Origin of the sequence: Terribacillus saccharophilus (genome assembly GCF_046592895.1) — a bacterium.
Classification (GTDB): Bacteria; Bacillota; Bacilli; order Bacillales; family Amphibacillaceae; genus Terribacillus; species Terribacillus saccharophilus_D.
The window spans coordinates 806,920-828,646 of record NZ_JAWVPU010000001.1; the positions used below are offsets into that span (position 1 = coordinate 806,920).

Here is a 21,727-nt window from a genome sequence, read left to right on the forward strand (position 1 = left end):
TAAATTTTGGATGCAAAATGGACTATCGCTTTCATGTCGGCCCTCAATTAAAAGTACAAGAAATTCCTCTATTTTTACCATTTCATAGTTCTAAATAAGGCTGCCTTTATCCTCTTGCTGTGATATTCTCTCTCTTTTATACTGAAAACCATATGTTTGCATTTTCCAATTAATTGGAGGTATAAAAGATGTCTGCGATACATCAGGAAACAACACCTAGACAGAAACAAGCCTATTTATTAAGAAATTCACATGGCGATTATTATCTGCTAAACAAGCAGGTGATCAAGATACTCGCAGATGCAAGCAGTACCGGAAACTTGTTTGGACTTGTCCAAATAACCGGCAGTAAAGGAGAGTCATCCCCTTCACATAAGCACGAGGATACACATGAGGCGATATTTGTAACGGAAGGTCTGCTGGAAGTGATCATAAACCAGAAAAAACACCTTCTCTCAACAGGAGATTACGCTCACATTCCCGCCGGTACTGTACATCAATACAAGATGCTCCGAAATCGGACACGATTCTATTCATTTACCACCGGAGGATCCATCCCGAATCTTTATCGCGATATAGCTGAGCCTTATGATTACTCAGAACCTACCAGCACAGGTAATCATACAGTTACAGCTGAAAAATTCGATCAGCTAAATTATGACATAAGCATCGTCAGTGATCAGCAGGGGCCAGATGCAGTACTATTATCTGAACCCGGAGTGCTGCCCGACTCCGCTATTCCCTATGTAGTCGAATCCGGCGCTGGTGAAGGCCTGCTGGCAGCTGATCAGCTATTCACGTTTCTCGCTACACAGGCAACAACCGATAAGCAGTTTCTGAGTTTAGTTACGGAAGGATATGCCGGGAAGCCTGTACCTGCACATTACCATGAACACCATACCGAATGCTTTCTCTGTCTCGAAGGCAAGATGACGATGTGGGCAGCAGGACAAAAGTTCCAGCTGGAGAAAGGCGATTTCCTCCATGTCCCAGCCAATACGGAACACTCCTTCCAGCTGGATAGTCCTTACACAAAGTTCATCGGCTTTCTGGCTTCTGGTTTATTTGAACAATTTTTCCGCCTGCTAGGAGAACCATATAAACATAGTGAACTTCCAGGGGAGCCAAGCGCATTCTCTTTCCATCGCGTTTTGGAGAATATCGAAGAACTTGATCTCAAATTCCCACAAAAATGATAAGAAGCTAATACGATAGTATTTTAACCAAACAAAAATCCGAACAAAGCAGATTCGTCAGCGAATTTGCTAAGGTTCGGATTTTTTATCTGTCTTGCGATCAAGATCACGCCCAGGCAAAAATCGCTTCACTTTTTGCGGGCACCGTTCTAAAAATGTTAGTCCGTAAATTGAACGGGAACTTGGCCGCATCTGGTTTTGTATTTCCCGCACGAGAATTATATCTTCTCCGTCCGTGAATATTTCACAAATCGGATAATGCTCTCCGCTATTACCAAGTTCACTGCAATCGACCCGTACACCCCGATGGTATAACTCAGCGGGTAGTTTAATCCTGCTTTAAACAGCACAAATGAAATCAAATGAATGAACATATTCGTAAAACAAAACAGATAACTGCGAATCATCCAGTTCTGATGCTTTTCCAGCCGCCCTTTTCTCGCATGGACGATGGCAACCACAATCATGATCGGCCAAAACAAATTCACCATATTGAATGGCACACTGACAAGCTTGCCGCCCGTTGCATAAGGAGCCAAATAACCTGACGTCAACGACACAAGCAACACCGCAGCTGCATACACATAGCCGTTGATTTTATGGAATTTCCGCTTATGCCACGCTAATCCACGCGAAAAATTCACCGCTCCGCTGACCGTTGCCAGACAAGCTACAAACACATGCACATACACAACGTTCAGCCATACAGGCAAGCGAAAAGAATCCCGCAGATTGATTTTTTGTTCCAAGAAAAAGGCAGCTCGATGATCGAGAATATAGTTATCCAGCAGTGTATAAAAGATATAGATGCTGATGAACACCAGCAGCATTTTGTATAAAGTACGCAGAGACATGAAGCTTCCCCTTTTTACCTGAGATGGTGATAAGGATACCATATGAATAGAAACTCCAGGCGATGGTTTTATGAACGAAACCAGAAAATGTACATACATTCCATAGAAACAATGGTAATATTATCTTCCATTTAAAATACGGAGGAACCAATGTGAAGAAATTTATCATCTTAGGACTAGTTCTGTTAGTTGCAGCAGCAGGACTCATTTACAGCCAATTAAAACCGAAGGCCCTGCATAACGAAAAAATGGTGCTCGGTTATACCACTTCGGAGGAATCTTCCTTTCAATCGTTAAAGAAATATCACGATCACCTGAGCGCAATCGCGATGGATACATATGCTTTTGATATCAATGGCAATCTTTCGGGCGAAGCACCAGGCAATCAGCTCGCATATGCCAAGCAGCATGATATCGATACATATGCTGTCATTTCCAATTTCGGAGAAACTGATTTCGACCCGGATTTGGCACATGCCGTCATGGCTGATAAAGATGCCAAAAGTAACTTCATTGCGCAGTTGGTACAAACTGCAGCAGAAAATGATTTTACCGGTATCAATATTGACTTTGAAGCTGTTTATCCAGAGGACCGGGATCTATACTCCGACCTTATCAAGGATACAGCCGAAGCTCTCCAAAATGATGACATCCAAACAATGGTGTCTGTACCCGCCAAAGCCACCGACGATGCAGCTAACGATTGGAGCTGGCCTTATGATTACGAGAAAATCGGTGAATATGCAGATTATGTTCAAGTGATGACATATGATGAGCATGGCTCCTGGAGCGAACCCGGATCATCAGCCAGTATGGATTGGGTCGAAAATATACTAACGTTCGCCACCGAAACGATCGATCCTGATAAAGTCATCATGGGAGCACCAGCATACGGCTACGATTGGAATCTATCTGACCCAGAACAAAATAGCATGATAGAATGGGACAACATCCAATCGACGATAGATTCTTCAGGTATTGAACCGCTATACGATGAAGAAACGGCATCCTCTCATTTCGATTATACGGAAGACGATCAAGTACATACCGTCTGGTTTGAGGATGAGCGTTCTTTAGAGGAGAAAAGTTCACTCACGAATAGATATGATATTGCTGGCGTATCTGTGTATGCACTAGGACATGAATCCGAGGCTTATTGGGAAGCAATTGAAGCAGGATTGAAATCTGTACGTTAAATGAATGGTCAGCAAATACCACTAAATACAAATGCACCCTGAAATATGACTTCAGGGTGCATTTGTATTTAGCTTAATTCTCCAGAAGAAAGGCAAACTTGCTATCTTCCACTTGTGCCATCAACTTATCCAAGCGCTTTTGCTCTTTTTCTACTTTGTCCAGGTATGTGTTGTAATCATCTTTATATTCTTTTAAGAAAGCTGCATCCATAGGTTCCTCGTCGAACATCTCACCTTTATACTCTGCATAAGCTTTATAGAAATCATAGATCTTTTCAAATGAATCGCGCTCATATAATGCGTTATTTTTGGCATCCTCCAACGCCTGTTTACGATCCTGTAAACCTGCGATGGCTTCCATTACATTGAGTTTGTCATAAGCATCATCATCCATACTGTCGAGGACAACTTGTCCTTCGATATTTTCGCGCTTCTTAAATATGTTATCAGCAAGAGCAATATCCAATGTGTCATCGACACCAGCACTAGGAACTATACTATTCTCCAAATCCATATACGAACTCATATATCCCTCATGCACGCTATGGTACTCTCCGATTACACTGCCATATAAGCTATTAAGCTTCTCGCGTTTCTCAAATCTTTCATCTGACTGAGCAAAGTCAGCATCAATATCGTCTGGATTACGTGCCCCATTCACTGGCTGACCAGATTGGATGTTCACGATGTTATCGGCAAATTCCATTTCCTCTTTCGTGACCTCATAAAAATTATCATCTTTCGCAGTGTCGTCGAAGTAGAAATCATTAAATCCATCGACGGCCATGCTATTACCTGTATCGTCCAGGCCTTCTTTATACTTTGTCATATTTCTCACTGTAAATTTTTCATCAGGATAATATGTCAGCTTTCCATAATAAGCGTAATCCAGCTGAGGTTCCTGCTGCAGCAGATCAAATTGCAGATTCTCATCTTTCACTGCTTGTTTAAAATCCTCATATTGCTGTTCGGTTTGGAAATACATTTTATATGTAGGCGGCGTTGCTTTTTCTTCTTCCTTCGGTACAGCATTTTCCTGCTCTGTTTTCGCACTGCTTGTCTGGCTGCCGCACCCAGCTATCAACAAGACTGCCAATAGCATGAACGGTAAAATAACTTTCTTCATCAATCAAACTCCTATTCTCATGTAAATAAACCTATAGTATTGTAACACATTACCAGCTTAATAGGATTTTTAACTTAGGAGATATGATTTATTTTCCGATCGATACAAAGACATTTCCATCCGGATTGCCATAACCGGAGGTACTCCGGAAGGGTTAGAACCTGTTGATGACGAGACATACAGCAAACTTTGATAGCTGCTTTTTTCTAAATTATTCATTTAACAAAGCTGTGACTGAACGAAAACACCAGTTGCTCTTTTGTATAGATAACAAAAAACCGAACCGAGGTAAATCTTTGCTATAAGATTTACATCTAGGTTCGGTTTTTTCCCTGTAATACAACTCGTAAAATAGTTACTTCGCTTTCTTAACTAGCTTAACAGCATCCTTCGATACGTAAAACTTACCGCCGCTTTGAACTGTTACACTATCCAGTTCATATTCACGGTCGTTGACAATCACGATATTCTTGTTCACCGGGAATTCTGCTTTTTTACGTCCTTTATCAATTACCAATACCGGGTTCGCTTCATCGGAAGAATCGATGCTCACTTCGCCCCACTTACCGAATGCTTCTTCTGCTTCGATGAACATATTTTTGCTCAGCTTATCCAGCTTGAAGCCCATTGCATCCGCTGCACTATGCGCAATATCCGTGTTTTCGATCATACCGGTCGGTTTACCAGGACCGTAGGAGTAAAGGAACAGATCCTCACCTGTATGTCCGCCAGTCGTGAAACCAAGGTTTGCTCGCTGCGCCAAAAGATCGACTAATGTGCCTTCCAAGTTCTCAGATTTGTTTATAGCTCTTTTTTCTTGTTTCGTCGGGTTCGTAATACCGTAAAGAGCTGCAACTTCCAACTTATTGGAGCCATCTTCTTTCAGTTGGGACATTGCGCCTTCCAATGTCATTGTTGCTTCTTTTAATGGATCCACATACGCGGAAACTGGTGTGGATGAATAAGTGCCATCTGTGTTTTCATTACCGATGGAGATTCCGCTATTGCCATGGTCCGAAACAGCGATGACCATTGTATGTTTATCTTTTTTGGCAAAATCAAGCGCTTCTTTTACTGCGTCATCAAACGATAGTGTATCGCTGACCATACCGACGGGGTCATTTGCATGTGCTGCCCAGTCCGGCTTGCTGCCTTCTACCATAAGGAAGAAGCCATCTTTATCTTTAGACAATGTCTGAATGCTTTTCTTTGTCATTTCGGCCAATGTTGGTTCTTCTGGCTTCAAAGCTTCCCGGTCTATATCATAAGCTAATTCAGCTTGGGCGAACGATCCCCATATTTTCTTCGACCTGGAATCCAGCAAGTCATTGCGGTTTTCAACGAAATCATAACCTTTATCGTTGATTACTCCCAGCAAGTCTTCCCCGTCATCACGGTTGCCGCTCTCAAAGGATTCTTTCCCTCCTCCAAGGACAACATCGATATTCTGATACACTTGCTGTTCGGCGATATTATCATATTGCTGGCGATGCTCTGCATGCGAAGAGAAAGCCGCAGGTGTCGCATGCTGGATTTCGGATGTGGAAATGAGACCAGTTGATTTACCACTCAGCTTAGCCCCTTCCAATATATTTGTCACTGGACGATACGGGTCATCCGCAAGATCTTCATCCACTCCTGGAGAAGTGATTTTCTCCGGCAGTACACCGACAAACTTGTCATTTGATTTATTGCCGGTAGCCATCGCCGTACCAGCAGGTGCAGAATCAGTGATGGCAGAATCTGCTGAATATGTACGTACACCGCCCGATGCCATTTGATCCATTGCCAAATCCTCGCCTTTGTACCATCGGGAAAGTGTTGTGGTAGACGAGCTGACCCCGTCTTTCACAAGGACAATGACATTCTTCACTTTAGGACCTTTCTTTGCCTCTGCTTCTTCACGATCGAGATTCGTCAAACCAAATGAACCAACTGCAAGTGTACCAGCCAATGTAACCCCGATTAATTTTTTGCTCAGCTTCATTTTGCATTCCACCCTTTCACCCTTTAATAAAAAACCTTCGTCAATCCATTGAAAAAGTTAATAGAATAATGCCCTGTACGAAGGTAATTCTATAGCGTGATTGTTAATAGGATGTTAACGATCCATGAAGCTATCGTTAATTAATATATTGGGATTTTTGGTATTAAAAGGATTATAGGAATTCGTAAAAGACTATATTACCAGGTATAATAGCACTATATTCAGTGGGTGATTTTTGCACTTTCAATAGGCATCCGCGGAAATGACAGCACTTAATCATCTAATTTATATATAGATATAATTACCCATTCACCTATATTAACTATCTTCTTTAGATCTATAGTACCTAGTTAATATCGTCACTATCCGGCGAAAGGTGTCTAAACTTTCTTTGAATATCTAATCCAATTATTCTAAAAAGTGTTTTTTGCCCCTCACAAAAAAGGCAACCCTTTTCCGAGCTGCCTTTCGATTTATAATTTGAACCTCATCTGCACTCAGTCAGCACGGATAACGTGATTTGCTTTTGGATTTTTGAATTGCTGATTGCTGCGATTCCTCCTTAAGACTCTTTATCTTATTTAAATCCTTCAATGCTTTTCATATTGGCTCTCACCAAAAATTCTGTACCCTAAAACTCTTGATACTATCTTTAGCGGTGAATCAGATATTCCAAAGAAGGATGATTGACAAAACTTTCAGAAGCATAGATTTCAGGCAGATAGATTCCTATCTTCTCAAAGAGACCCTTCAACTGAAAAAGAAAAAAATCAAAAGCGATTTTCAGCATTTATCTGTCACATAAATTTAACCATTGCTTAAAACAGTGAAAAAAACGCGTCACTTCGGCATTCCCTTCGTGATAACCTTCACATAGTCCTTGACACAAATGTCTATCTATTTTACCCTTACTAATAAATATAAATTTAGAATGATTATGTTTAAGTAATTCTAAGTTTCTAGTTATTAATATATTTTAGGAGGCTATCATCTATGTCACTTATCGGCAAAGAAGTACAACCATTCACGGCACAAGCATACAAAAACGGAGATTTCATCGAGGTAACAGAAGCAAGTCTTAAAGGGCAGTGGAGCGTCGTTTGCTTCTACCCTGCAGATTTCAGCTTCGTATGCCCGACTGAACTTGAAGATCTTCAAGATCAATACAGCACACTGAAAGACCTTGGCGTGGAAGTATTCTCTGTATCCACTGATACTCACTTCGTACATAAAGGCTGGCACGACAGCTCCGAAAAAATCGGTAAAATCACTTACGCTATGATCGGAGATCCATCTCAAGCTATCTCCCGTCAATTCGATGTATTGAACGAAGAGTCTGGTCTCGCTGACCGCGGAACATTCATCATCGATCCAGATGGCGTCATCCAAACAGTTGAAATCAATGCAGACGGTATCGGCCGTGATGCAAGCACACTTGTAAATAAAATCAAAGCAGCACAATACGTGCGTCAAAATCCAGGCGAAGTTTGCCCGGCTAAATGGGAAGAAGGATCTGAAACACTAACACCTAGCTTGGACCTTGTAGGTAAAATCTAAGGAGTGCATTGACGATGGTACTTGATGCAAATATTAAAGCTCAATTGAACCAATATATGGCGCTGATGGAGAACCCTATCGTTCTTAAAGTAAGCGCTGGCGCAGACGATGTTTCCAAAGACATGCTTGCTTTAGTTGAAGAACTTGCAGCTATGTCACCCAAAATCACAGTTGAAAAAGCAGAATTGACTCGCACACCAAGCTTCACGGTGAACAGAGTCGGCGAGGATACCGGCGTTGCTTTTGCCGGTATTCCGCTTGGTCATGAGTTCACTTCGCTTGTCCTCGCTCTCTTGCAGGTGAGCGGTCGTGCGCCGAAAGTTGACGAGAAGCTGATCAATCAAATCAAGAACATCAAAGGGGAATTCCACTTTGAGTCTTATATCAGCTTGACTTGTCACAACTGCCCGGATGTCGTACAAGCACTGAACGTGATGAGCATATTGAACCCGAACATCACGAACACGATGATCGATGGTGCAGCTTTCAAGGAAGAAGTAGAAAGCAAGAACATCATGGCAGTACCGACAGTCTATCTGAATGGCGAAAACTTCGGCAGCGGCCGGATGACGCTTGAAGAAATGCTGGCGAAGATGGGCTCTGCTGCTGACGCTTCCGAATTCGATAACAAAGAACCATATGACGTTCTTGTTGTCGGCGGCGGTCCAGCTGGTTCCAGCGCGGCAATCTATTCTGCCCGCAAAGGCATACGCACAGGTATCGTAGCGGAACGCTTCGGCGGTCAGGTATTGGATACGATGAGCATCGAGAACTTCATCACCGTCAAGGAAACAGAAGGTCCGAAGCTTGTTGCAAGCCTGGAAGAGCATGTGAAGGAATATAACATCGATGTGATGAACCTGCAGAAAGCAACGAAGATCAGCAAAAACGATCTATTCGAGCTGGAGCTTGAGAACGGCGCGACACTGAAAAGTAAGAGCGTCATCATCTCCACAGGTGCACGCTGGCGCAACGTCAACGTTCCTGGTGAGCAGGAATATAAGAACAAAGGTGTCGCTTACTGCGCACACTGTGACGGTCCGTTATTCGAAGGAAAAGACGTTGCTGTCATCGGCGGCGGTAACTCCGGTATCGAAGCAGCCATCGACTTGGCTGGTATCGTGAACCACGTTACAGTCCTTGAATTCAACGACACACTGAAAGCAGATGAAGTATTGCAAAAGCGCGCTTACAGCCTGCCGAACATTACAATCATCACAAACGCGCAAACGACAGAGATTACCGGCGACAACAACGTCAATGGCATCACTTACGTAGAACGCGATACAAACGAAGAAAAGCACGTTGCCCTGCAAGGTGTCTTCGTCCAAATCGGCCTTGTACCGAACACAGAATTCCTAGCTGATGTCGTTGAGCGCACTCCAATGGGTGAGATCATCGTCGACAAACACGGCCAAACGAATGTCCCTGGCCTGTTTGCTGCAGGAGACTGTGCAGATACAGCATACAAACAAATCATTGTCAGCATGGGATCCGGAGCAACTGCATCACTTGGTGCTTTTGATTATTTGATCCGGAACTAATGCAAAAAGCGTGCCACTATGAATGATAGCGGCACGCTTTTTTCTTTAAGTATTGACAGGATTATTAGACTGTATCGTTTTATCTAATTGCTGTAAAAAATCGTGATAGTAATTATCTTGATAATGTAATTGAAAAATATCCCACCCAAGGGTCGGTTGATGTGATATATAATAATTATTATGGTCTAACTCTATGTATTTCAAATCATACTTTGAAATCACAAAGTTATCGAGCACATTCCAGATCTCATTGTGACTATCCAATGGAGAAATATACGAAAGATTTCCAGTATCATCTAACAATCGATTGCTGAATCTTGCTTTGTTGATAATCACTTCGCAATTCGGTACATTGTCTTTTAAGAATTGCATGAATTTGTTTACTGCAGGCAACCATACACTTAAATAATCAGCTGAATTGTTACCAATTTTCAAGGCGAACTTATCATGCAATTTTCTATAAAAAGAAGTTCTTGTAATATACCAGTCATTATTTGTAAAGATTTGGTCTTGCGAAAAAACCACCCCAAAATAGATATCAGGAAAGAAATCCATAATCAAATAGTCTGGCTGACTATCTTTCAGATCCTCTAAGAAATTCCTGTTTAATTCTTCGATCACTATACGTTTGTTCCTATATGCGCTTTTTATATCAACATGGTCTAATTGCATTTCATCGAAGGGAACTCGAGGTGAAACAAGACTGATTATAGAAGTATGTAAGGAGGTTGCTACACACTCATACCTCTCTTTATAATTTTTATTCAGCTTCGAGTTAAAATTATCCCTAGTGATGCAAGAGCCATAGCACGCTATCTTAACAGTCATAAAATTCTCCTTAGTGACACTATTAATACATCATATATCGGAATAATCACTGATTTGTTAAAGCTTCAAAAGTTATTTTTATATTATTTTCTCTAATATACCAAGTAACTTTTCTTTTCTGCGATTAATTTCATGTGCCTCATTCATGCTAATCTCCTCAAACCGGATAACTGTTCCCGGCACTGCTTGCGCAAGCAGCGGCAGATCCACTGAAATGACCGTTGCAATCCTCGTATATCCCCCTGTTGTCTGTCGATCAGCCATCAAAATGATTGGCTGGCCGTTAGCCGGCACTTGGATGCCGCCGAGCGGGATAGCTTCGGAGATGATGTCCGCAGTAGTTTTGTGCGTAAGCTCTGGCCCTTTAAGACGATAGCCCATGCGATCTGACTGCTGCGTGATTTCGTATGCGGAATGCAAGAATGTCTGAATTGATTCTTCGGTGAAAGCATCCTGATGAGGCCCAAGAATGACGCGAACCGTCAATTCCTTCTTGTACTTCGGAATTTCATCGTAGTGCAGCGAGCGCCCTATAACTGCTTGCGTATCTCCGCCTGCATACAAGACGTCCTCCTTCTCGAGCGCGCGCCCGTTCAGACCTCCGATTTTTGCCTTCAAGTAGGTGGATTTACTACCCATGACTTCCGGTAAGCCAAAGCCACCGGCCACACTGATATACGCTCGAATTCCTTCCAGCGGCTGGCCAAATTCGATAAGCTGGCCTTCTTTGACTGCAATACTCTTCCACATTGCAACAGGCTGCCCATTCACGCGCGGCGACAGATTCCCGCCTGTTATCGCTATGACTGCATCCTTCATCACTTTAAGCGTCGGTCCCATCATAGTCACCTCAAGCGCCGCTTCCCCACGACTGTTACCGACAAGCAGATTGGCAATCTGCAGCGCATAATCATCCATTGCTCCTGCTACGACAACACCATATTCCTGATAGCCAGTCCGGCCTAGATCCTGAATCGTTGTCATCAGCCCGGGCTTGACCACTTGAAACAGCTTGTCACTCATGTTGTTTCACTCCAAAGTTACGAATGTCGATTTGCTCCGTCTCCAGTCTTTTTCGGAGCTCTTGGACAAATCGCAACGCTTCTGGCTCATCGCCATGTACACAAATCGTATCAGCTTGAATTGCAATATCCGTACCATCAACTGCAGTCACTTTACCTTCTTGAATCATGGTGATGACACGATCCACTGCTTCGTTCACATCATGCACCATGGCATTTGCCTGCGAACGAGGCGTCAGTGTGCCGTCGGGCTGATATGTCCTGTCCGCGAAAACCTCCTGCGCAACACGAAGGCCAGCTTTCTCACCGGCACGCACCAGTTCACTGCCTGCCAGCCCAAACAGCACCAGCTTTGGATCAACAGCTTTGACTGCAGCTGCAATACTTTCTGCCATAACCGCATCTTTTGAAGCCATATTGTATAATGCACCATGAGGCTTCACATGCTGCACAGATGTACCGCATGCTTTGGCTGCAGCTTGGATTGCACCCAGCTGATACACGACAAGATTGTAGATTTCACTCGGTGACAGCTTCATCTCACGTCGTCCGAAACCAGCCAAATCAGGGAATCCCGGATGCGCGCCGATACCAACGTCAAGACTCGTTGCTGTTCGAACTGTATCCATCATGACATTGTGGTCACCTGCATGAAAACCACATGCAATGTTCGCGGATGATATGTACTGCAAGACTTCCTTATCATTGCCAATCGTGTAAGCACCGAAGCTTTCACCCAAATCGCTATTCAAATCAATTGTCTTCATACCAGCCCGCCTCCCTTTCTGTAACTATTTATCGTATATTCCCCAAGACGGATGGATTCTGCAATATCATCGTACCTTTCTTTCGAAATCGGCACGAACTTCACGTAATGACCAGACGTCAATAAAATGGGCTGTTCACGTCCTGGATCATACAATTTCACTGGGGTTTGACCGATGATCTGCCAGCCCCCCGGGGTTTCCAGCGGGTACATCCCCGTCTGGGAGCCTGCGATGCCAACAGAACCTGCCGGAATTTTTGGACGCGGATCCGAACGGCGCGGTGTTGCGATTTCTTCCGGCATGCCGCCCAAATACGGAAAACCGGGGACGAACCCCATCATATATATCAAATACTCCTGGCTCGAATGAATACGGATCACTTCATCCACGGACAGACCATTATGATCTGCAACAAAATCCAAATCAGGACCTGTTTCTCCGCCATAATACGTCGGAATCTCATAAACAAGAGAAGCAGCATCAGCCGCTCCTCCTTGAATATTTTCATATAGATCTTCCAGCTTCTGCTGCAATGCATTATAGCCAATCTTATCAGGACGATAAAAGATGGATATAGTCGTATACGCCGGCACCCATTCAATGATCCCTTCGATTCGCCCTGCTTTAAGCACATCTGCAAATAGCCGGATTTTCTGATTTGTTTCCTCTGAGATCGTCTGTCCGAAAACGAGCTGCATGCCCGTATCCCCTAACGGATGATAGGTAAGCTTCATTTTTAGGACCTCCTTCTCGAATTAGAACAATTTTTGGAACTGGTTGATCAATGTAACGATTGCCAAGTAAGTTGTCGCTATCAGGACAAGACCACCAAAAATGGTAAGCCATAACGGATGCTTGTAATCGCCAACGATGGATTTCTTATAAGCTGCTACCAACAAAACTCCAAGCCCGATAGGCAAAATAAGTCCATTGATTGCGCCTGCGATGACCAAAAGTGTTACCGGTTCGCCGATAAAGGAGAAGATGATCGTCGATACGATAATGAATAGGATCGTAACAAGCTTCTCATTTTTAGCCACCCACTTGGACAATGTCTTCAGGAATGAAACAGATGTATAAGCAGCACCAATGACTGATGTAATACCCGCAGCCCACAAAATCAGACCGAACATCTTATAACCAAGTGTACCTGCCGCTTCTTGGAATACAGAAGCTGCCGGGTTGCCCGCATCCAGCTTAAAGCCTGTTACAACTACCCCAAGCACAGCCAAGAACAGGAAAATACGCATGATCGATGCAATCAAAACCCCGGAAACGGAGCTCTGCGTCACTTGACGCAGACTTTCCTTACCAGAAATACCAGCGTCCAGCAGACGGTGACCACCCGCAAAAGTGATATATCCACCAACAGTACCACCAACAAGTGTGATGATGGCAAAGACATCGATTTGTTCCGGAGCGAATGTGCGAAGAACCGCTTCCCCGACTGGCGGTTCACTGCGGAATGCAACATAAAATGTCAGCAGAATCATGATCAATCCAAGAACTTTGGCGATTTGATCCATTGCTGCTCCTGCTTCTTTGGAAAGGAAAATACCAATAGCGATAATACCTGTTATAATTGCGCCAATAACCGTATCCACACCGAATAATACATTCAAACCAAGCCCCGCACCGCCGACGTTCCCGATATTAAAAGCAAGACCGCCCAATGCAACTGCAAAAGCAAGGAAGTAGCCAAGACCCGGCAAGACTTTATTTGCGATATCTTGTCCGCGCATTCTGGAAACGGCGATGATGCGCCAAATATTCATCTGTACACCAACATCCAAAATGATTGACATAAGAATAACAAAGCCGAAACTTGCTAATAATTGATCAGTGAAAACTGCAGTCTGCGTCAGGAATCCTGGCCCGATTGCAGATGAACCCATCAAGAATGCCGCCCCTAACAGGACGCCCCATTTACCTTTGGAAGAAGATTGCTGCTGTTGTAGATCTTTCTCTTTTGCTGCCATGTAAATCCCCCTTATGTATCGATTGCTGCAAACCTATCTTAGTATGTGCTGATTTGCATACATTATCGTAAATATTTAATAAATAATAATCATTATAACGCGAAAATAATTACTTACACAAGATGTAAAATAATCTAACATCAATGATTACGAAGATAAGAGCCATTCTGCACCAAATAAAAAAGACCCGTTAAGGGCCTCTTTCCTTACAATATTATGATTCACCCAGTCTCTTGATAGAAATTTTATCAAACTTTGCCTTGCCAGCTTCTGCATACAGACTGATCGCTTGGTCCTGTGGATGCGGGAAGACTAGATTACTGTGAACAACCTTTCCATCGTCCACAAATACTTCCACACTTGTTTTATCCACGAGAATTGTCAGATGTGCTTGCTTCTTTCCAACGTCGAACGGGGCTTTGCTTTCTTGATAGAGACCCTCTTTATCCGGATTATCAGTCCAGCTTCTGTTCAAATAGGAATAGCCTCCATCAGCAGCAACACCAACATCAAGGTGACGCGAATGGTCCTTTGATTCCCGCAGTCGCAATCCGACATTCGGGCTATCTTCCCAGGAGATGTCAGCATCCAATCGATATGTCTCTGCTGAAATATCCAATGTTTTCGTTTCATTTTGCAGCTCGAGATTCTCAATCTCATCCGCTGATTGAGAAAGCTGATCCAGCGCAGCATTCGGCTGGGAAGCTAGATAATAACCGTCTTGATCATGCTGCAGTGTAATTTCCCTGACAATGGAGTCTGTTCCATTGAATCCATCACTTTTCATTGAAGGTGTTTGATCGGCATAAGACCAGTTATTCATCCAAGCAAGCGCATATCGTTTCGCTTGTTTATCTTCTGAAAGACCATCTTCAAAAGTGACACCAGCATACCAGTCAAAACCGTAATCAAGCCATCTCGGATTCTCTTGATCCGGTGTAAATGATGTACCGTCAAAGTCTCCAATCCAATAGGCATATGTTTTCGGTTCCCCTTTTCCTTCTCCGTTCGCACTCATACCAAGCACGTATTTAACCGTACCATCTGGCGCGCGGAGCGGGAATAGATCAGGACATTCGAGCACACCAATTCCATCTGTCTGAAAATCGTTAGTGAAAGTCCAGGTTTTCAAATCAGCAGATTCATAAAATCCAATCTTATCTCCTTCTGCCAGCAGCATGAGCCAATCATTTCTTTCTTCATTCCATAACACTTTAGGATCACGAAAATCCTGTGCGCCTGGATTGGCAAGCACTGGTTCCTCACTTTCCTGCTGGAAGGTATTTCCCCCGTCTGTGCTGTACCAGAGATATTGTTCTTGCTGCCCACTCTCACCAGTTGGCTGTGTGACGATAGCAATCAGTGCATCTTCACCAAACCCGGCTGTATTGTTCTTATCGTGTACAACAGACCCTGTCCATGGATCCCCATTTTCTGTCGTATATTTCGGAATCGCCACGCCATGATCTTCCCAATGAATCAGATCCTCAGAAGTCGCGTGTCGCCATTCGGTACCATTGCCATCGGGATAGTCTTTGTTATAGAGATAGTAATAGTGGTATTTGCCTTTATAATAGATTGGCTGCTGCGGATCGTTTTTCCATTTGTCAGGTGAACTGAAATGAAAATCGGGTCGGTATGAGATGGTTTGCGCCTTCCCAGGATTTTGTTTTCCAGCCTTTTTATCATCCATCAGCACAAAAACCGCGATCACCGCCACAATCAGCAAAATAATCACACCAAGCATCGTCCACCTCTTTCTCGTAAATCCATGCCGCATATCGTCACCACACTTTTATTTCAATATGGATGAAAAGGGAATGCCATCATGCTGACATTCCCTTTTCTCGTTATATTCATTTCTCGTCGTACGTGATTTGACCTTGCTCCAAGATACCATCTTCGACAACAGAAGATTTTTTGCCGTGAATATCAAGCAGGAAGGATGGTGCGAATGTAGATTTGTGATCTTGGAAGAAACCACGGTTTGTCATATAACTTGTTACGACAAAGTCATCCGATTTCTTTTGCGGAATCACATAATGCGCATATGTCCAAGTCAAATCATTGGGATCCAAGTCCTGATGAAGGACGATACCAGATTTGTTCATTGGTTTATATGGGCCAGTCAAGCTGCCGGATACATACCCAAGCATATAGATATCTTCATCATCAATGCCATCGATCGTCATTTTGGAACCACGTGTGCTTGTGAACAAGTAGAACTTGCCATCTTTTTTGAAGATGTTCGGACGCTCGATTTCATCCGTCACTGTATTGGAAACGACGAGCGGCTTCATCTCTTTTTTCAATGTGTAATCATCGTTGATTTCCACAATTCCGATTGCACCGTTCGCAAGCTCTGCCGTAGACTTCTTCGCACTGTTTTGCAGCTGCTTGAATTCATCACGGAAGAATTTCATGCCATTGCCATAATAAGCACGGTTATAGAGAGAGTCTTCCCCGGAATAACCATACTCGGTACCAGTATTCGCTTCGAAAACTAAGTATTTTTTACCTTTATCTTCGATGTAATGCGGATCACGCAATGTGTGGTTATTGGCAAAATCGCGGTCTTCGAATGCTTTGTTCACATTCTCATATGTTTTTCCATTGCCGCCATCATAAATGGACTTGTAATCCTCTACACCGTCGACCTGCAGGCTGCTTGCATCCTTTTCAGAGACGTTCACTTGAGCAGTCGTCAATGTTTGTTTACCGAAAATGCCTTTGCTTTCATCAAAGCCGCCGCGGTTTGTATAGAACAAGCGAATTTGGCCGTCGATGAATGCTGCAGAACCAGACCATTCTTCTTGCTGACCAGCCAGTATATCATCACCATTGAATTTATCATTATCATCAAATACACGTCCAGCATTTTTCCATGCATCAACAGAATCATCGCCTGACTTTTTATAGAACATGTAAATGAATGTGTCACTTGCATCTTTCGGGTCGCCAGCCAGCCCAAACACAATTTGGTAGCCATTGTAATCTGCCACTGTACCGTCGGGATTTTGAAGCGGCCATGTATCCCATACATCCATTTTGACTTCATTACCGTTTTCATCTATTTTTGTAGCTGACTTGATATTTTTAATAGAAGAAGCATCAAAGCTAGGAACAGTATAACGTTCGTCCCCGTGCTGCCCGATCATTTCCTTCATGTCCTGTCGCGTGATTTGCGATGTGCCATATGAATCTTTGTACGGCTTCACATTTCCACCGTCATTGTTTGCCGAAGCCACTGTGAAACTGCTTCCCAGCATCAACGCTGCACTCAGTGAAACGACACCTGCTTTTAACGCCCGTTTCCGAAATTTCATCCTGTATTCCTCCTATGTATGAATGCTGATCCTGTGTAAGACAAGTGTTCATAAACCTGCCGTACGAGCTCAGTATAGGACAGGAAATAAAAAACGGGGATGGTTTATCTTGATCTTCTTTTTGTCTAAAATTGATATTCATACAAAAAGTCCCTCCTGATAGGGGGACTTCTACACTAGTGAGAGGAACTATTCTGCCGCCACGCGTGATCCAAGTCCTGCAGCGCATCTTGCTTGGACATTTCTTCATTTACGTACTGTTTTAATATTCGTCCAAAGGCTTCTTTCATAGGAGGCGAATAGGAGGACCAATTGAAGTTCCGCCGTTCCTGCTGGTCATACTGCCTCCATGCATCTCCGCCCAGGCTTGATTCAGGTGGTTGAACGGAACGGAATGCCGGGATAAAGCGAAGCTTCTCCGTCTGATAGGTTTGCCCTTGTTCCGATTCTGTCAACCATTGCAAGAAGCGCTTTGCCTCCCGCTTTTCAGCTGCACCAGATTGCTTGTTGACGACCCAATAACTCGGCACACCCGTGACCAGCTGCGCATTGCCTTCGTCATCAAGCGGTATCGGAAACATGCCTGCATGCAGATTTGGCGCTTGTTTCGCCAATAACGGCTCGACCCAATTCCCCTGCACAATCATGGCTGCCTCTTCATTTTGGAACGCTTCCATCTCTGCATAATAATCAGTCGTTGCAGCATGCGCATTCCCGTACGCAAGTGTCAGATCTAGAAAACGCAGCATGTTGTGAAACCCAACATCATCCTTAAAACTCGCCTTCCCTTTTGCCAAGTCCGACATGAATGCTTCCGGATCAGATTGCTCAGCAAACGCTAAACTGGTCAAATGATGCCCTAGCTTCCATTCCTCATAATAACCATTCGCAAAAGGTGTCACACCTATCTTTTCAAGCTGAGCTGCCGCTTTTTCCAATTCAGTAAAGGTGCCGGGAAGCTCTTTGATACCGGCTTTTTGGAATAGCACCTTATTATAAACGATGCCGAATCCCTCGATATTCATTGGCATGCCATACACCTTCCCACCAACGGTGATGGGATCGAGTGTACCCTCACGAGCATCGGCCACCCATGATTCATCGCTCAGATCTTCCAGGTAACGGATCCAATCTTCTGTAGCCGTGTAACCGACGTTGGTGAAAATATCCGGACCTTCCCCTACGGCCATTTGTGTTTTCAAATCGGCGAAATCATCCGATACTCCGCCAACTGTCTCTACCTGGATATGTACATGGGGATGTGTTTCTTCATATACATCAACCATCTCTTCAAACCCAGAAGCAATCTCCACCTTCGGGTTGCGAATTGTTAGGCTGACTGTTTCCACTGGTTGCTTTTCCCCTTTTTCAGGAGGCGTATCACAAGCAGACAGCAGCAGAACAACAACAAAAAGAGCACAGAATAGTTTTCTCATGCCAATCATCTTCCCTCCTGCTCATTACGCTCAATTCGATAAGCAGTCGGGGTTAAACCTGCTTCCTTTTTGAATAGCTTCGAGAAATACACTTCATCTTGATAGCCAAGCAACCTAGCTATGTCGTAAATGGTTTGGTCGGTTTTCTCAAGCCATTGCTTCGCCTGCTTCATGCGGCAGTCTGTCACAAATCGGGATAAAGTCATACCTGTTTCTTGCTTGAATTTGCGTGAAATATGCTCTTTTGATAAAAAGAACAGCTTTGATAATCGCTCCAGGCTTACATCTTCCATATAGAAACGCTGCACATAGGAAACGATGTCTCGGCCGCGCTGCTCGCTTTCCAGCTCATCAAGTCTCCTGATTGTGCGGTAACGATTCTCCGTCAACTCCACTGTAAGCCGCTCGAACACAGAAGCAACCTCCTCCACAACATGCAGACGTTCCTGCACAATTCGCACCGGTAAATCCAAATGTTGCCGCAGCCAGTTCTCTATACGCAGCCAATGGTCTGCAGAAGACAAGATAATGTACAAATTCTCCTCCTGCAAAAAGCGGAATACATCACCAATGGCATATCGATGCAGCTCATCCGTTAAGCAATCCAGAATCGGAGCCGGCTGATGCATATGATAGAATGATAGCAATGTCAGGTCGATCTTTTCTTCCTTGGGCAGAACTTCATGGAGAATGGAGAAGTCCTCTGACTTCCCCGTACATAATGCCGAAATTCGCTGTTCTTGAAGCAGTCGTCTGGCATCACCGAGAACCTCTGCTTCGTTTTCCGAAGACTGTTTGTCTGCGAGTGTGGCTTGCGATACATTCTCCAGCACTTTTGCAAAAGCCTCTGGATCTATTGGTTTCAGCAAATAATCAAAGCTGTTGAACTGAATCGCTTTCCGCATGAACTGGTAGTCATCATACCCCGTTACAAGGATGCATTTTCCGCGGTAGTCAGCCGTATGCAGCTGCTCCATCAGTTCGATACCGTTCATACGCGGCATCTTGATGTCGGTGAATATGATGTCAGGCTGCTCCGATGCAATCAATTCAAGTGCCTCTTTCCCGTCACTTGCCTCCAGTAAGACCGTCACACCATTTTGCTCCCACTCTCCCAGTGTGCGCAAGACGTCGCGGCCATTTTTTTCATCATCCACTAGTAACACCTTCATTGCCTCTTACCTCCTTGCTCCTCTGCCGGAATACAAATCGTGACCTCAAACCCTTTTCCAGCCAAATTACCGAGTCGAAATGCCGCCCTCTCAGCATGATGTAGATGCAGACGCTCCGCGATATTGCGCAGACCCGTTCCGCCGGCGCTTCCTTCTTGTAACAGACGAATCTTTTCATCACTCACTGCCGCACCGTAGCTAGCTGCAATAAATACCAGTAATCCGTCCTTTTCCATCCCTTTTAAAATAAAGCTGCTTTCATTTCGCAATCCTTCATAATTATGCTTAAAGTGATTCTCAACAAGCGGCTGCAGCAGCATGCTCGGTATCTGATATTGCTGCATACTTTTTTCCACTTGAATAGTGATTGGCAAGTCTGCTCCGAAGCGTTCTTTTTGCAACTTCAAATAAGAGTCGATGTAATCCAGTTCCTCCCGCACGGGTACTAGCTGATCCGCCTGCAATGCATACCGCATCATTTTGGATAGGGATACGAGCAGCTTGTACACCTCGCGATCATCCGATCGCAGCGCAACAGCTCCAATCGACTGTAAAGCATTAAAGAGAAAATGAGGATTCACCTGCGATTTAAGCATTCTAAGCTGACTCTCACGCGCCTCCAGCTCGAGCTTATATTCCCTCGCAATATGAGAGTCGATTCGATCCAGCATCTCTTGCATATGCGCAGCCAGATGCCCGATTTCATCCTTACGTTCTGTCCTTAGCTGGACGTCCATCTGCCCGCCTTCAATGGATCGAACCTGCTCACTCAATGTAATGATCGGTTTGGTAAACACACGCGAAATGACAAGGATGAGTATCGTCCCTAATAAGACGACACCAAAACCTAATAAGACATTTGTCCAGGCGGTTCTCCGCGCATCACGGAACAGCACATCCTTGGATGTCACCTTCATCAGCTGCCAGCCTGCCAAGGGCTCACTGAGCTTTTCGCGAAGAACGATATTCTCTCCCTCCGCTGCTAATTGGTTTTTGTCGATTCTTTCTCCGATACTTCCTGAATCCTTGCTGTAGATGATTTCCCCACTTTCATTCACAAGCAATACCTGCGTCCCCGCTTCCCTTTTGACAGCCTCAAGCTGCCGCGCAAAAGCAGACACCTCTATATCCGTTGTCAGAAAACCAAGAAATTCTCCGCTCAGCACATCCGTTATACGATGATGGATCGGCAGTATCATTGTATTATCCGATTCTGGCACAATTGCCACTTTATCTTCATTCTCGAGCACATGCGGTGTTTCCAGCATATAAGCGGCCTTCGAGTCATTTAGCTCCCTGAATGGTGAGCTTCTCATATAATCCGACGCTTGCTTTGGAGCACCGACATTTGATTGGTAAACCGTCAGCGCCTGCTGATCTTGCTGAAAGTAAAACCGCAGCTGCCTGATATCCGGCCGGGTTGCCGCATACGTCTCCACACTATTCTCAAATGCCTGCACATGTTCCGTCGTTTCTGCCAGCATGCCATTCTCCAGTACCCGCTGCACCTCGGGCATATTGAACAAGCTATAAGGCAGCCTGACCATCTCTTGCGTATACTGTTCCAAATCCGCCCTGCTTTCCCTTAGTTCCTCACGACTGCTTGCCAAATCCCGCTCCTCTATGACATGTTTGCTATTCTCATAAATAAAAATAACAAAGAGAAAATAAGGCAGAATGACAAATAAGAGCAACATGATGAATAACCGAATTCTAATGCTCATCCATGCCCTTCCT

The 21,727-nt window shown here is 44.2% G+C and carries 17 protein-coding genes; 4 read left to right on the forward strand and 13 right to left on the reverse strand.

The genetic code is table 11. The features are described 5' to 3' along the window. Positions 1 to 188 precede the first annotated feature (188 nt). Entirely contained in the window at positions 189 to 1,196 is a 1,008-nt protein-coding gene (locus SFC66_RS03845; RefSeq protein WP_411217382.1) for a quercetin 2,3-dioxygenase, read from the forward strand. 218 nt (positions 1,197 to 1,414) lie between these two features. Here the strand turns inward: SFC66_RS03845 and SFC66_RS03850 are convergent, their stop codons facing one another. Continuing rightward, entirely contained in the window at positions 1,415 to 2,050 is a 636-nt protein-coding gene (locus SFC66_RS03850) for a DUF2306 domain-containing protein (RefSeq protein ID WP_411217383.1), read from the reverse strand. 152 nt (positions 2,051 to 2,202) lie between these two features. On the opposite strand from SFC66_RS03850, the gene SFC66_RS03855 reads away from it, so the two are divergent. Then, positions 2,203 to 3,246, forward strand: coding sequence for a glycosyl hydrolase family 18 protein (locus SFC66_RS03855; RefSeq protein ID WP_411217384.1), 1,044 nt, complete (start codon positions 2,203 to 2,205; stop codon positions 3,244 to 3,246). Positions 3,247 to 3,319: 73 nt separating this feature from the next. Here SFC66_RS03855 and SFC66_RS03860 read toward each other — a convergent pair whose 3' ends face one another. Then, complete coding sequence (locus tag SFC66_RS03860) at positions 3,320 to 4,372, reverse strand: hypothetical protein (RefSeq protein ID WP_411217385.1); 1,053 nt, start codon at positions 4,370 to 4,372, stop codon at positions 3,320 to 3,322. Positions 4,373 to 4,727: 355 nt separating this feature from the next. Further along, positions 4,728 to 6,359 carry an alkaline phosphatase gene (locus SFC66_RS03865; protein WP_411217386.1) on the reverse strand — a complete coding sequence of 544 codons (1,632 nt, stop codon included), beginning with the start codon at positions 6,357 to 6,359 and terminating at the stop codon, positions 4,728 to 4,730. Between the two features lie 993 nt (positions 6,360 to 7,352). Between SFC66_RS03865 and ahpC the strand changes: the two genes are divergently transcribed. Beyond that, a complete protein-coding gene (gene ahpC, locus SFC66_RS03870; RefSeq protein ID WP_095221508.1) occupies positions 7,353 to 7,916 on the forward strand; it encodes an alkyl hydroperoxide reductase subunit C in 564 nt (187 codons plus the stop codon). A gap of 14 nt (positions 7,917 to 7,930) precedes the next feature. After that, positions 7,931 to 9,460 (forward strand): alkyl hydroperoxide reductase subunit F, encoded by a 1,530-nt coding sequence (gene ahpF / locus SFC66_RS03875; protein ID WP_411217387.1) that lies wholly within the window; start codon positions 7,931 to 7,933, stop codon positions 9,458 to 9,460. A gap of 45 nt (positions 9,461 to 9,505) precedes the next feature. Here the strand turns inward: ahpF and SFC66_RS03880 are convergent, their stop codons facing one another. The 10 genes from SFC66_RS03880 to SFC66_RS03925 form a co-directional block, all read right to left on the reverse strand. Further along, a complete protein-coding gene (locus SFC66_RS03880) occupies positions 9,506 to 10,288 on the reverse strand; it encodes a DUF6270 domain-containing protein (RefSeq protein ID WP_411217388.1) in 783 nt (260 codons plus the stop codon). Between the two features lie 78 nt (positions 10,289 to 10,366). After that, the gene (locus tag SFC66_RS03885; RefSeq protein WP_411217389.1) at positions 10,367 to 11,311 is read right to left on the reverse strand and encodes a 5-oxoprolinase subunit C family protein; all 945 of its coding nucleotides are present in this window, start codon (positions 11,309 to 11,311) and stop codon (positions 10,367 to 10,369) included. Further along, a complete protein-coding gene (locus tag SFC66_RS03890; protein ID WP_411217390.1) occupies positions 11,304 to 12,077 on the reverse strand; it encodes a LamB/YcsF family protein in 774 nt (257 codons plus the stop codon). The genes SFC66_RS03885 and SFC66_RS03890 overlap by 8 nt, the downstream gene beginning before the upstream one ends. Then, on the reverse strand, positions 12,074 to 12,811 hold the full coding sequence (gene pxpB, locus SFC66_RS03895; protein WP_411217391.1) for a 5-oxoprolinase subunit PxpB: 738 nt from the start codon (positions 12,809 to 12,811) through the stop codon (positions 12,074 to 12,076). The genes SFC66_RS03890 and pxpB overlap by 4 nt, the downstream gene beginning before the upstream one ends. Before the next feature lie 21 nt (positions 12,812 to 12,832). Next, entirely contained in the window at positions 12,833 to 14,056 is a 1,224-nt protein-coding gene (locus SFC66_RS03900) for an NRAMP family divalent metal transporter (RefSeq protein WP_411217392.1), read from the reverse strand. Positions 14,057 to 14,270: 214 nt separating this feature from the next. After that, entirely contained in the window at positions 14,271 to 15,803 is a 1,533-nt protein-coding gene (locus SFC66_RS03905; protein ID WP_411217393.1) for a glycoside hydrolase family 32 protein, read from the reverse strand. Between the two features lie 109 nt (positions 15,804 to 15,912). Beyond that, positions 15,913 to 17,382 carry a glycoside hydrolase family 68 protein gene (locus SFC66_RS03910; protein ID WP_411217394.1) on the reverse strand — a complete coding sequence of 490 codons (1,470 nt, stop codon included), beginning with the start codon at positions 17,380 to 17,382 and terminating at the stop codon, positions 15,913 to 15,915. A 176-nt stretch (positions 17,383 to 17,558) separates the two neighbouring features. After that, positions 17,559 to 18,827 carry an ABC transporter substrate-binding protein gene (locus SFC66_RS03915; RefSeq protein WP_411217395.1) on the reverse strand — a complete coding sequence of 423 codons (1,269 nt, stop codon included), beginning with the start codon at positions 18,825 to 18,827 and terminating at the stop codon, positions 17,559 to 17,561. Then, the gene (locus tag SFC66_RS03920; RefSeq protein ID WP_411217396.1) at positions 18,824 to 19,990 is read right to left on the reverse strand and encodes a response regulator; all 1,167 of its coding nucleotides are present in this window, start codon (positions 19,988 to 19,990) and stop codon (positions 18,824 to 18,826) included. The genes SFC66_RS03915 and SFC66_RS03920 overlap by 4 nt, the downstream gene beginning before the upstream one ends. Further along, positions 19,987 to 21,714, reverse strand: coding sequence for a cache domain-containing sensor histidine kinase (locus SFC66_RS03925; RefSeq protein WP_411217397.1), 1,728 nt, complete (start codon positions 21,712 to 21,714; stop codon positions 19,987 to 19,989). The genes SFC66_RS03920 and SFC66_RS03925 overlap by 4 nt, the downstream gene beginning before the upstream one ends. Positions 21,715 to 21,727: the final 13 nt, after the last annotated feature.